10 protein-coding genes are annotated in these 12,829 nt (G+C 62.6%); 9 read left to right on the top strand and 1 reads right to left on the bottom strand.

The window, feature by feature from the left end; all coding sequences use genetic code 11:
* Nucleotides 1–61 precede the first annotated feature (61 nt).
* Nucleotides 62–2,284, bottom strand: a complete 2,223-nt coding sequence (locus IM764_RS01210) for a 4-alpha-glucanotransferase (RefSeq protein WP_370551501.1) — start codon at nt 2,282–2,284, stop codon at nt 62–64.
* A 234-nt stretch (nt 2,285–2,518) separates the two neighbouring features.
* Between IM764_RS01210 and IM764_RS01205 the strand changes: the two genes are divergently transcribed.
* The 9 genes from IM764_RS01205 to IM764_RS01165 all read left to right on the top strand — a co-directional run bounded on the left by IM764_RS01205 (nt 2,519) and on the right by IM764_RS01165 (nt 12,776).
* Nucleotides 2,519–4,351: a long-chain fatty acid--CoA ligase gene (locus IM764_RS01205; RefSeq protein WP_194186601.1), complete on the top strand. Its 1,833-nt coding sequence runs from the start codon at nt 2,519–2,521 to the stop codon at nt 4,349–4,351.
* 163 nt (nt 4,352–4,514) lie between these two features.
* Nucleotides 4,515–5,234, top strand: coding sequence for a hypothetical protein (locus tag IM764_RS01200; protein ID WP_099299224.1), 720 nt, complete (start codon nt 4,515–4,517; stop codon nt 5,232–5,234).
* A gap of 7 nt (nt 5,235–5,241) precedes the next feature.
* Nucleotides 5,242–6,519 carry a radical SAM family heme chaperone HemW gene (hemW, locus tag IM764_RS01195; RefSeq protein ID WP_099299225.1) on the top strand — a complete coding sequence of 426 codons (1,278 nt, stop codon included), beginning with the start codon at nt 5,242–5,244 and terminating at the stop codon, nt 6,517–6,519.
* Between the two features lie 73 nt (nt 6,520–6,592).
* Nucleotides 6,593–7,618 carry a heat-inducible transcriptional repressor HrcA gene (gene hrcA / locus IM764_RS01190; RefSeq protein ID WP_099299226.1) on the top strand — a complete coding sequence of 342 codons (1,026 nt, stop codon included), beginning with the start codon at nt 6,593–6,595 and terminating at the stop codon, nt 7,616–7,618.
* A 127-nt stretch (nt 7,619–7,745) separates the two neighbouring features.
* Nucleotides 7,746–8,897, top strand: a complete 1,152-nt coding sequence (gene dnaJ / locus IM764_RS01185) for a molecular chaperone DnaJ (RefSeq protein WP_194186600.1) — start codon at nt 7,746–7,748, stop codon at nt 8,895–8,897.
* The gene (locus IM764_RS01180; RefSeq protein ID WP_194186599.1) at nt 8,898–9,662 is read left to right on the top strand and encodes a 16S rRNA (uracil(1498)-N(3))-methyltransferase; all 765 of its coding nucleotides are present in this window, start codon (nt 8,898–8,900) and stop codon (nt 9,660–9,662) included.
* A gap of 1 nt (nt 9,663) precedes the next feature.
* On the top strand, nt 9,664–10,746 hold the full coding sequence (locus IM764_RS01175; RefSeq protein ID WP_228073195.1) for a PhoH family protein: 1,083 nt from the start codon (nt 9,664–9,666) through the stop codon (nt 10,744–10,746).
* Entirely contained in the window at nt 10,743–11,303 is a 561-nt protein-coding gene (ybeY, locus tag IM764_RS01170) for an rRNA maturation RNase YbeY (RefSeq protein WP_099299230.1), read from the top strand. Before IM764_RS01175 ends, ybeY begins: the two co-directional genes overlap by 4 nt.
* A 33-nt stretch (nt 11,304–11,336) precedes the next feature.
* On the top strand, nt 11,337–12,776 hold the full coding sequence (locus IM764_RS01165) for a hemolysin family protein (protein WP_194186598.1): 1,440 nt from the start codon (nt 11,337–11,339) through the stop codon (nt 12,774–12,776).
* Nucleotides 12,777–12,829 lie beyond the last annotated feature (53 nt).

Below are 12,829 nucleotides of genomic sequence, written 5' to 3'. Positions count from 1 at the left end.
ATCGTGCTGCTCGTGGTGGCGTGGATCGCCACGCAAATCTTCTAGCCGAACCAGCTATTCGCTACAGCTCGCCCTTGGCTGCGGCCAACACGCGGCGAGCCAGTGGATGCTCAATGAGATCATCCGCGAATAGCGGGGTGCCATCGTGGTCGCACAGGGGGATGCACCAGTTGGGGTAGAGCTCGTGCGTGGTGCCCGGCTGGTTCTGCGCGCGCAGGTCACCCACCATGTCCACCAGCGCCACGCACTTGAGCGCCGAGGGGGTAAAGGACAGGAAGCGGTGCATGCCTTCGAGGATGCCGCTGGATTGTTCGCCCTCTAGACCGTCGGCGCCTCCCGGGCGCTGGTTCCGGCCGGTTTGGGGCTGCTGTGCCTCGTTGTGGATGCCGCCGCCGGGCCCAAAGTAGTCCTGGCAGGCCAGCCCCCGGAAAGCTCCCACGCTGCCCATGGTGGACAGCACCTGCTGTTGCCACTGCGCGTCATCCGCGTACTCTTCTTCCGTGTCACGAGTGAGTACGCCCAGCTGTTCGCGCAACTCAATGTGGCCGCCGCGCAGGTAGCTGGCCGTGGGCGGCAGATCGTGCGTGGTCACGGAAGTCAGCGCCAGCTGGCGGTAGCGCTTTGGAGTCTTAGCACCGTTTTCGTCGCCCTCGAACCAAGTCACCGAGGTGCCCATCACTCCGCGGCTGGCCAGGTAGTCCTGCACCCACGGCTCGAACGTGCCTAAGTCCTCGCCAATCACCACGGCTCCCGCGCGCTCGGCCTCGAGGACCAGGGTCCCGATCAGCGCCTCGTGGTCATACTGCACATACGTGCCCTGCGTGGGCGAGCTCATCCGCGGAATCCACCACAAACGGAACAGACCCAGCACATGATCCACGCGGATGCCGCCGGCGCTGCGCAAGATGGTGCGCAGCATGTCCCGCCATGGCTTGTAGCCCTGCTCAGCCAGCTTCCACGGGTGCCACGGTGGCTGCGACCAGTCCTGGCCCAGCTGGTTGTATCCGTCTGGAGGAGCGCCCACGCTCGCGCCGGGCGCCAGCACGTTGTCCAGCGTGTGCGCGTCCGCGCCGTCAGGGTGCACGCCCACGGCGAGGTCAGCCATCAGCCCGATGCGCATGCTCTCCTGCAGAGCCTGCTGAGCAGCAGTTTCCTGCTCCTGGCACAACATCTGCACCCATGCATAGAAGTCCGCGCTCAGCTCCATGTTGTGCTCAGCTCCGTAGGAGCGAGCCTCCTGCGCGCACCAGGTGACAAAGCCTTCTAGGCCCTCGCCTTCCCGTTCGCGGTAGGCGCGCAAATGTTCCTCGCGTTGTTCGCCGAGCCCTGCGGCCCACAGTAGGTACAACGCCTTTATTTTCGACGCCAGAACGGGGTTTCTATCCAGCTCTTCTGCGGAACCGTTGACTTCGGACAGCGATTCCTTCATACCTGCGATAGTTTCCCGCAGTTCCGGGTGAGCGCGGTATTCCGGGGTGTCTTCCACGCGGATGTAGATGGGGTTGGTGAACCGTCGCGTGGTGGGCAAATAGGGGGAATCTTCTACCGGTGGGGTGGGCTCCGCCGCGTGCATCGGATTGACCAATACAAAGTCCGCACCGCCGAGTCGCTGCAAGGCATCGCCGAAGGCGTGGAGGGTGCGGTAATCGCCGATGCCCCAGGATTCTCGGTCCCGCAGGGAGTAGAGCTGGGCCATCACGCCGACCGCCGGTTCTTTTGCGAACTTCTCCGCGGAGCTGAGCCTGGGAGGGGAGACCAAAAAGGTAGAGCTTACGTGGCGAGATTGCTGTCCGCCCTCTGTTTCCGCATGGAGAGTGTGCCATCCCGCAGGCAGGGCCGGGAGAGTGAAGGTGGCGGTGCCATATGTGGTGGCGCCGATGGTGACGGGCTGCACCCACGTGTCCGTCTGCACGCAATCGATGCGATGTCCCTCTGCTTCGGTTTCTACCCAGACGCGCACTGCGTCACCATCGTGGCAATGCACTCGGATATCGCGGTGAGTATCGGCGATCGCGGTGATGGTGGGCTCCAGCACCGCCTCCAAGTGTTGCTGGCGTAGGCGGGTTGTAGCGAGCTCAATGGACTCGCCATCGACCGGTTCCGGTAGTGCTACCCCGAGTTCGCGCAATGCGAAAATCATCGTGGCGGGGGAGACCTCCACCCGCTGGCCGTCTTGGCCGGTGTACCCCGTGGAGACTCCGCACAACTGTGCAAGTTGAACGAGCTTTTCGCGATCAGTGGTGGACAGAACGGGTGCGGTGGTGTGTGGGGGCTGGGAAGTCACGTGTTTCATTGTGCCGGTTGGGGGATGCCTGTGCCAGCGGAGTTCGCCAATAACCCACCCCGCGATTTAGCGTGGGAACGTGATCTGCTTCACTCATATATATTATTAGAAGCGTGAGTAACTCTGACGCAGACCGTTACGGTTCGCACCGCTGATTTGAAGTGCCGCCGGACGCAGCCGAAAGAGTGCCAGGGAACCTGACCAAGACTCTTGAGTGTCAATTTGAGGAGAACAATGACGGACTTCACTTCCGAGGCTCTGTACACGGTGGGCGAACGCGAGACAGTGATCTCCGCCGCGCGAGATTTCGCTGCGGAGCAGCCAGATGCGGTGAGCTTCCACCGCCCAGTGAACTTTGAATGGACCACCGTCACGGTGTCCGAATTCCTCGAGGAAGCCTATGCGGTGGCCAAGGGTCTGGTGGCCAATGGCGTACAGCCAGGCGATCGAGTGTGCATCATGTCCGGCACCCGTTACGAATGGGTTCTGGTGGACTTCGCCATCCAGGCATGTGGCGCCATTTCCGTGCCCATTTACCCTTCTTCCTCTACCTCTCAGTGCGAATGGATCGTGCAAGATTCCGGTGCCGTGGTGGCTATTGCGGAAGACAGCGAGCACACCCAGCGCCTGGAGACTTTCGTCAAGGAAGGCGAGCCGCAGGAGGGCACTGCGCACTTGCGTCGGGTCTTCTCCATCAACAACGGCGCCATCAAGGACCTGATCCAAGAGGGCACGGACGCGGGCATCGAACAAGATGAGCTGGACAAGCGCATCAATGACATGACCTCGGAGTTCATCAACTCCATCGTCTACACCTCCGGCACCACCGGCCGCCCCAAGGGCGTGGCGCTGAGCCACTACAACTGGCTTTCGGAAGTCCGCGGCCTGATCACGAACCCTATTGGCGAAGCCTGTGGACCCGGTTATGAAACGCTAATGTTCTTGCCACTTGCGCACGTGCTAGCGCGGGCGGTGTCTTATACCGTGTTCATCGGTGGCGGGCAGCAGACCCTGTGGTCTGAGGTCTCCACCCTGCTGGACGCCTTCCAACGTTCCCAGCCGCACATGATCCTGGGCGTTCCACGCATCTTCGAAAAGGTGCACGCCGGCGCCAAGGCAAAGGCAGCTGAGGCTGGCGGAATCAAGAATAAAATCTTCCTGGCCTCCGAAAAGGTGGCAATCGAATACTCCAAGGCGCAAGACAGCTCCGAAGGCCCAAGCCTGGCGCTGCGCGCCAAGCACCTAGTGTTCGACCGCCTGGTGTACTCCACGTTGCGCAAGCTGCTGGGTGGACGCTTGAAATACTGCATCTCCGGCGGCTCCGCGCTCAACCCGGAACTCATGCACTTCTTCCGCGGCGCAGGCGTGCGCATCTTCGAGGGCTACGGCCTGACCGAGTCCACCGCGGCCATCGCCGTGAACTTTGATCCAGACAACATCATCGGGACCGTGGGCAAGCCCGTTGGCGGCAACACCGTGCGCATCGCCGAAGACGGTGAGATCGAGCTCAAGGGCAGCGTGGTCTTCCCTTACTACTGGAAGAACGAAGAAGCCACGGAGAAGGACTTCACCGAAGACGGCTTCTACAAGACCGGAGACCTAGGCACGCTGCTGCCTACCGGCCACCTGAAGATCACCGGCCGCAAGAAGGAAATCCTGGTCACCGCCGGTGGCAAGAACGTCTCTCCAGGACCAATGGAGGACATCCTTCGATCCGCACCGCTGATCTCCCAGGCCATGGTGGTGGGTGACGATCAGAAGTTCGTCGGCGCACTGATCTCTCTGGACGAAGAAGCCTTTGAGCGCTTCAAGAAGGAAAACGGCCTGCCTGCCAACACGTCAGTCAGGGAAGCAGCAAAGAACCCGATTCTGCGCTCCTCCATCCAGGATGCAGTCAACGAGGCCAACCAGTCCGTGTCCAACGCGGAAGGCATCAAGAAGTTCCGCATCTTGTCCCGTGACTTCTCCGAGGAAAAGGGCGAGGTCACGCCATCCATGAAACTCAAGCGCTTTGTGGTGGCAGAGCACTTCGCGGATGACATCGCCTGGATCTACTCCGGCAAATAGGGACAAATAAGTCCGCCCCACACCGGCCACGCCTCCGCCCCGGAGGCGTGGCCTTGTTTTATGGTTGCAGGCGTGAATATCGCAGGCCGGCTGACGCGGCCCGCGAGCAATTTTCTAGGGCCCGGCCCTGAAAAGCGCCGCGACTGGGAGAGGAGTGTCACGCGTGCACTACGATGCTGCCTTGCGCGTTCGTGAACTCACCCAGAACATCTATGACATCGGCGATGAGATAGCCGGGTACATCGATAACGTCTCCCAAGCCATCGGGGATTGGGACCCAGAGTTGGTCCAAGACTGTCTGATGGAACTGGACGAGATCGTGGAGCAAGGTCGCTCCGAGGTTCGCCCTGAACTTTCCGAGCTCAACGGACTGCGCCAAGCGTTCGTCTCTGGTGTCCGCTCCGGGCAGATGTCCGGGATCACCTCCACCTATCCCCACCCCGGCCGCACGCTGAGCTTCCTGCATAAGACGGGCGCGGACGTGGCGGAGTTGGCGTCGGAAAAAAATAGCAACGCAACCACCACGGAGACCGCACCGGAGGAACCGGGCGCGATGGCTTCCACCGCGGCGTGGCGGCTGTGGATGCGCAGCAACGTGGAACGGCACATCGCCGAGCTGACTGAGCTGGCCGAATGGGTGGTGGAGCAGACCAGCCTGGCGCTGGAGGCGCAGTCCGTGCTGCTGCCGCAGACGTACTCGAAGGCGCGCCAGCACACCGTGGAGATCGCGGGGCGTTTCGGGGCGATCATCGACCGGCAGCCGGCGCTGGCGCACTCCATGCGAGGCGAGGCTCCACCGGAGTTTCTGCAGGAGCGGGCGCGGGTAGATGCGGTGGTTGCGCGCATCCTCCAGCGGCGCCAAGCGCGGGACGCAGTAGTCTAGTCACATCATGACAGACGCTGTTTCACCTGACTCTCTTTCCACCACACACCCCACGCACGGGCTCTACATCCACGTCCCGTTTTGCGCCACACGCTGCGGATACTGCGATTTCAACACCTACACCCCGCAGGAGCTGGGGGACCAACACGGTAACAGCATCCCTGGCTACCTGAACGCTTTGGAAGCGGAGCTGGACCGGGCCGCGGCGATGTGGGACGTGCCCGGGGACTTCGCGGGAGTGCAGACGGTGTTCTTCGGCGGAGGTACGCCCTCGATGCTGGGACACGAGGGCCTCAACCGCGCTCTGCGGGCAGTCAAGCGCACGGTGGGGCTGGCCCCAGGAGCGGAAGTCACCACCGAGTCCAACCCGGAATCCACTAGCCCGGAGTACTTCGAGAAGCTGCGTGAGGAAGGCTTCACCCGCATCTCGCTCGGCATGCAGTCCGCGGCTGGGCACGTGCTCAAGGTGCTGGAGCGTCAGCACACGCCGGGCCGCCCTGTGGCCGCCGCCCAGGAGGCGATGGCTGCGGGTTTCGAGCACGTTAACCTGGATCTGATCTACGGCACACCCACCGAAACCGACGATGACCTGCACGCTTCCCTGGACGCCGTGCTGGGCGCGGGCGTGGATCACGTCAGCGCGTATTCGCTGATCGTGGAGGACGGCACTGCGATGGCGCGCAAGGTTCGCCGGGGAGAGCTGCCCGCGCCCGATGAGGACGTCCTGGCGGATCGCTACACGATGATCGACCGCGCCCTGCAGGAGCACGGGTTCTCCTGGTACGAGGTCTCCAACTGGTCCAAGCCCGGCGGCGAGTGCCAGCACAACCTCATCTATTGGCGCGGCGGCCAGTGGTGGGGCGCAGGCCCGGGTGCGCACGGTTGCGTGTCGTTGAAGCCGCAGGCCTTCGGGCACAACCCAGGTGGGTTGACGCGCACGGTCAATGCCAAGCGTCCGGGTACGTACTTCGCTGGTCTGATTGAGTCCGACGCACACATCGACCAGCCCGCATCCATCACCTCCACCGAGCTGCTGACGGACCAGGATCTGCGCACGGAGCGCATCATGCTGGGGTTGCGTTTGGCCGAGGGGATCGTGGTGGACGATTCCGCGCGCGCGGTAGCTGCGGTGATCGATAAGTACGTCTTGCTGGGATTGCTGACCCGCGAGGCGGGGGAGGATCGCCCGTTCAACAGCGGGGAAGGTTCCTGGATCAAGTTGACTGAGCAGGGACGTTACTTAGCAGACGGTATCGTGACAGATATCATCGTGGCGCAGGAGTAGGGCGCAGGAGAAAAGCGCAGGAGTAAAGCGCAGCGGCGCTACTCTGCGGTACACAGAGGAAAGAGGAGGGCTTATGTCAGCAGGAACTGAACAACGCCGCAACGAGGTCCTGCGGGCCATCGTCTCCGATTTCATTTCCACGCAGGAGCCCGTGGGCTCGAAAATGCTGGTGGATCGGCACAAGCTGGGGGTTTCTTCCGCCACGATCCGCAACGATATGGCCGTGCTGGAGGCCGAGGGCTTCATTACTCAGCAGCACACCAGCTCCGGGCGTATCCCCACAGCCAAGGGCTACCGCCAGTTCGTGGATGCCATCCATCGGGTCAAGCCGCTTAGTCGCGCGGAACGGCATGCCATCCTGGACTTTTTGGAAAACGGCGTGGACTTGGAGGACGTGCTGCGCCGCAGCGTGCAGTTGCTCGCGCAGTTGACTCGCCAGGTGGCAGTGGTGCAGATGCCGGATTTGCGCGTGGGGCGGGTCAAGCACTGCGAAGTGGTCTCCCTGGGAACGCAGCGGCTGCTGTTGGTGCTGATCACCGATACCGGGCGCGTGGACCAACGCAATGTGGACCTTCCGGAAGCGCTGTCTGAGGAAGACGTGTCCCGGCTGCGCGAGTTCGTCAACCGCGCGATGGTGGGCAGAACGTTGGATGAGGCCTGCGCCCAGATTTCCGCGCAGGCAGGTGAGGCGAAGGGGCCTTCTATGGCCGAGCGATTGCGCGTGGCAATCGTGGCCGTGACCACCGTGCTGGTGGAAACGCTGTTGGAACGGCCCAACGAAAAGCTCATCCTGGCTGGCACCTCCAACCTCATCGGTGCTGGAGAGTTCGCCCCGCTGATCGACGCGTTGGAAGAGCAAGTGGTGTTCCTCAAGATGCTTAACGGAGCGCGAGACATGAACTGGCAAGTGCGCATCGGCGAGGAGAACGAGGATGAAGAGCTTCGCCATGCCTCGGTCATTTCCGCTGGGTACGGCAGCCAATCTGCCGTGCTGGGAAGCCTGGGCGTGGTGGGGCCAACGCACTTGGACTATCCCGGGACTATTTCCAGCGTGGCTGCTGTGGCGCACTATGTGTCTCGCATTTTGGCGGGCGAGTAGGGCGAGTAGACTGTGAGAGTTGATTAACTTACCTCGATAGACATTATCTGGAAGAACCTTTCCAGAAAATACGGTTATCGAGGACTCACTATGCCAACTACCTGATGTGAAGGGGCGAGACCGAAACGTGGCACGAGATTACTACGGCATCCTCGGTGTGGATCGCGATGCAACTGATGCGGAGATTAAGAAGGCGTACCGCAAGCTCGCGCGCAAGTATCACCCAGACGTAAATTCTACTGAGGAGGCCGCGGAGAAGTTCCGCGAAGCGGCGCTGGCACAGGAAGTGCTGACCGACCCGCAGAAGCGCTCCATCGTTGATGCCGGAGGCGATCCGGAAGAGCAGGGCGGCTTCGGCGGACAGCCAGGCGGCGGCTTCGGTGGCTTCAGCGGCGGCGGTCTGGGCGATATCTTTGACGCCTTCTTTGGCGGCCAAGGTGGCGACCGCGGCCCGCGCGTGTCCCGCGTGCGCCCCGGCGCCGATGCGCTGCTGCAGATGGAGATCTCCCTGGAGGACGCCTTCACGGGCGTGCAGCGCGATGTCACCGTGGATACCGCCGTGCAGTGTGATGTCTGCGATGCCACCGGCTCTGCCAGCAAGTCCGAGCCCGAAACCTGCCCGACCTGTCAGGGTCAGGGCCAGGTCGCGGAGCTGCAGAACTCCATCTTGGGCCGCGTGCAGGTGGCGCGCACGTGTTCACGTTGCCAGGGCACCGGCGAGATCATCAAGGATCCGTGCGAGAACTGCTCCGGCGATGGCCGCGTGCGTTCCCGTCGCGATCTCGACATTGCGGTGCCAGCCGGCATCGCCGATGGCATGCGCATCCGCTTGGCAGGCAAGGGCGAGGTAGGCCCCGGCGGCGGCCCGAACGGCGACATTTACGTGGATATCCACGTGGAAGAGCACCCCTACTTCCTCCGCGATGGCGATGACCTGCACGTCACCCTCCAGGTGCCCGCAGTGGACGCCACTCTGGGCGCCTCGGTGGACGTGACGATGCTCGATGGTTCCGTGACCACCGTGAACGTTGTCCCTGGTACGCAGCCTAATTCCACGGTCCGTCAGTCCGGGCTGGGCATGCCGCGGTTGCGCCGCGAGGGCTCCGGCAGCTTGATCGCCCACGTGGACGTCATGATTCCTACCTCCGTGGATAAGCAGAGCCAGGAGTTGCTGGAAAAGCTGCGCGCGCACTCCAAGCAGACCGCGGGCGTGGCCACCTTGTCCGAGGGCCGCAGCAGCGGATTGTTCTCCCGCCTGCGTTCCAAGTTCGGGCGCTAGATGATGGATCCGGTCTTTATCCACCCGCTGCCGGAGGATTGCGGTGCGGGATCCGCGTTTGCCTTGACGGGTGCCGAGGCGCGCCACACCGAGGTCAAGCGCGTGCGTGACGGCGAACCCCTGGTGGTCACCGATGGCGTGGGCAGCGCCATCCGCGGGCACTGGTCCGCAGGCCAAGTGGTGGTTGACGAGCAGCTGGAGGTTACCCGCCAGGTGCCACGCGTGACCGTGGTGCAGGCCATCCCGAAGTCCGACCGCGCTGAGCTCGCGGTGGATCTGATGTCCCAGGCGGGTGCGGACCGGATCATTCCGTGGGCTGCCTCGCGCAGCATTGCCAAATGGGACGGCAAGGAAGAAAAAGCGCGGATGAAGTGGGAAAATGCTGCCCGTTCCGCAGCTAAGCAGTCCCGGCGCTTACTGCTTCCCGAGGTCACGGAGCTGTTGCGCCACCCACAGGATCTGGGTTCTTTTTTCGACGCCAACCCCGCCTCCTCCGCACCAAAAATCTTGATTCTCCACGAGTCCGCCACCCAGGGGATCCAAGCCGTGGACTTTTCCGGGGTGGAAGACGTGGTGCTGGTGGTCGGTCCTGAGGGCGGTGTCAGTGAGGACGAACTGGAGCAGTTTGCCGCGCTGGGCGCACAGCCCATTCGGCTGGGTCCGGAGGTGTTGCGCACCGCCACGGCAGCCAGCGTAGCTTTGGGCGCGCTAGGCGTACTGACTGCACGCTGGGGAAACGAGACGGGTAAGGCTACAATCGGCTGACATGACACCACCAATTGATGCGCGTATGCGCAGCGCTGCTCGCCCTCGGGTCGCCAGCTCCACGGTGGAGGTAGATCCAGACGCAGTGGTGCAGGTGGCCGGAGCCGCCGATGAAAACCTGCGCGTCGTGGAAGATGCAGTGGACGCGGATCTGCTGACCCGTGGCAATCACATCACCATTCGTGGCGAGGCCTCGGAAGTCTCTCGTGCCCGGCGCATCGTCCAGGAGCTGATCACCCTGGCCGCTAGGGGATCTCAGATCACGCCCGATACCACCAGGCGAGTGATCCAGCTGGTGGATGAATCCACCTCGGCGTCGTTCGCAGAAGCAACCACGTCCACCGCACCCATCGTCAGCTACCGCGGCAAGTCCGTGCGCCCAAAGACGTTGGGACAGCGCGAGTACGTGGACGCGATCGATGAAAGCACCGTGGTGGTAGGCATCGGGCCTGCTGGTACGGGCAAGACGTACCTGGCGATGGCCAAGGCCGTGCAGGCGCTGATGAACAAGGACGTGCAGCGGATTATCCTCACTCGCCCCGCGGTGGAAGCGGGCGAGAAGCTGGGATTCCTCCCCGGCACGCTGGGGGACAAGATTGATCCCTACCTGCGCCCCTTGCACGATGCCCTGCGGGAGATGGTGGATCCTGAGTCCATCCCCAAGCTGATGGAAACTGGCGTGATCGAGGTGGCTCCGCTGGCCTACATGCGCGGGCGCACCCTCAACGGCAGCTTCGTGATTCTGGACGAGGCGCAGAACACCACTCCGGCGCAGATGAAGATGTTCCTCACCCGCTTGGGCTTCGGCTCGAAGATGGTGGTCACGGGCGACCTCACGCAGGTCGACCTCCCCGGGCACCAAGAGTCCGGATTGTCCGTGGCGCAGAAGATCCTGAACGATGTCGATGGGGTGCACATCGCTCGCCTGGATCAGGACGACGTGGTCCGGCACCACCTGGTCAGCCGCATCGTGGCAGCGTATGACCACTTTGAGGCGGAAGAAGAATTGCGTCGAGAAGATGAAAAAGAACGGCTACGGGAACAGGCCGCAACCAGGGCGACCAGCAAGAGGGGCAAGCAGTGAGCATCGAGGTTTTCAACGAATCCGGGCGCGGCGAGGTCAATGAGGAAGAATTGATTGACGTGGCGCGCTACGCGCTATGGACGATGGACGTGCACTCCGCCGCGGAGCTATCCATCCACATCGTGGACGAGGATACTATCGCTGACCTGCACGTTCGATGGATGGATCTGCCTGGTCCCACGGACGTGATGAGCTTTCCGATGGACGAGCTGACCCCAGGGTGGGGCCGCAAGGATGGTCCACCGACCTCGCCGGCGATGCTCGGAGACATCATGCTCTGCCCCGATTTCGCGGAAGGCCAGGCGACCCGCGCGGGCCATTCGCTGGCTCACGAGCTGGATCTGCTGACCGTGCACGGTGTGCTGCACCTGCTGGGCTTTGACCACGTCACCCCGGCCGAGGAGCAGAAGATGTTCTCGCTGCAGAATGAGATCTTGGCCAATTGGTACGACTCGCAAGTGGAGCGCGGCGTGAAGTTCGGGCCGAAGCCTTCCGGCGCCGGCGCGTTCCCTTCCGCGGCGGATCGCGATGATTCCTCCAGCATGGGCAAGGGTTAACAGCATGATTCAGCACGACGGAAAGCGAGCCGCATGGACACATTAACGGTGGTGGGGATCCTCATCGGGTTCCTGACCCTGGCCTTGGGCGGTGTGCTGTCCTCGGTGGAAGCCGCAGTGGTGACTATCTCTCGGGCGCGGGTGGAAAACCTGGTCAAGGAGGACAAGCCGGGTGCGGAGCGTCTGCTGCGTTTGGTGACGGACAAGGCGCGGCATGTGAACTTGCTGGTGCTGCTGCGCACCATCTCTGAGGTCACGGGCGCGGTGCTGGCGGCGGCTGTGTTGCTGCGCGTGATGGACAGCGAGACGTGGGCGATCGTGGCCACTATCGCTGTGGTGACCATCTATTCCTTCGTGGTTATCGGCGTGCTCTCCCGCACGCTGGGCCGCAAGAATCCGTATACGGTCAGCTTGTTGGCCGCTCCTGTGCTGTTGGCAGTGGGAACGCTGCTCAGCCCGGTTTCTCACTTGCTGGTGAAGGCTGGCAACGTGCTGATTCCTGGCAAGGGTTTCCGCGACGGTCCTTTCGCCACGGAGATCGAGCTGCGCGAGATGGTGGACATCGCCTCGGAGCGCGGCATCGTGGAATCCGACGAGCGGCGCATGATCCAGTCCGTGTTTGACCTGGCCAGCACCACGGCGCGCACCGTGATGGTGCCGCGCACGGAGATGCTGTGGATTGAGGGCGATAAGAACCTTCACCAGGCGCTGAACCTGTGCATCCGCTCTGGTCATTCCCGCGTGCCGGTGATCGGTGAGGACGTGGATGACGTGATCGGCGTGGTCTATCTGAAGGATATCATCGTGGAGACCTCCCGTACTGGCGGTTCCGTGACGGATGTTCAGCGGGCGATCCAGGTTCAGGAGGTGATGCGCCCGGCGAAGTTCGTGCCGGATTCCCGCTTGCTGGATGATTTGCTGCAGGACATGCAGTCTGAGCAGATCCACCTGTCTTTGCTGGTGGATGAGTACGGCGGCATCGCTGGTTTGATCACCATCGAGGACATCCTGGAGGAGATCGTGGGTGAGATCGCGGATGAGTACGATGCCACCGAGGTTTCTCCTGTCGAGGATCTGGGCGACGGCCGTTTCCGCGTGGTCGCGCGTCTGAGCTTGGAGGAAGTCGAGGAGTTGTTCAATGACCCCGAGATGATCACCGAGCTGGAAAGCCGCGATGAGGACGAGGACACGAGCCTGGAGGATCTGGACGAGGATCCCGTGGAGATCCTCGAGGACACTCCGGATATTGAGTTCTCCGATGAGCAACACGAGGAAGTGGAGACCGTGGCTGGTCTGGGCGCGTTTGAGCTGGGCCGTGTTCCGCTTCCCGGCGCCGAGATCACCACTGCTGGACTGCACTTTTTGTTCGAGGGTGGCCGCGATAGGCGTGGTCGCATGAAGATTCGTAGCGCGGTGGTGCAGCGTGTTGATTCTGTCTCCGACGCCACACCCCATTCACACCAAGAGAAATGACACCCCATGGCTACTGGCTTTCCAGATTTCCCCGACTTCCCCGATGAGTCCGC

Source organism: Corynebacterium sp. ED61 (assembly GCF_015233855.1).
Lineage (GTDB): Bacteria > Actinomycetota > Actinomycetes > Mycobacteriales > Mycobacteriaceae > Corynebacterium > Corynebacterium dentalis.
Note: the sequence above shows the minus strand (reverse complement) of the source record. Positions and strands in the feature narration are given on the sequence as shown.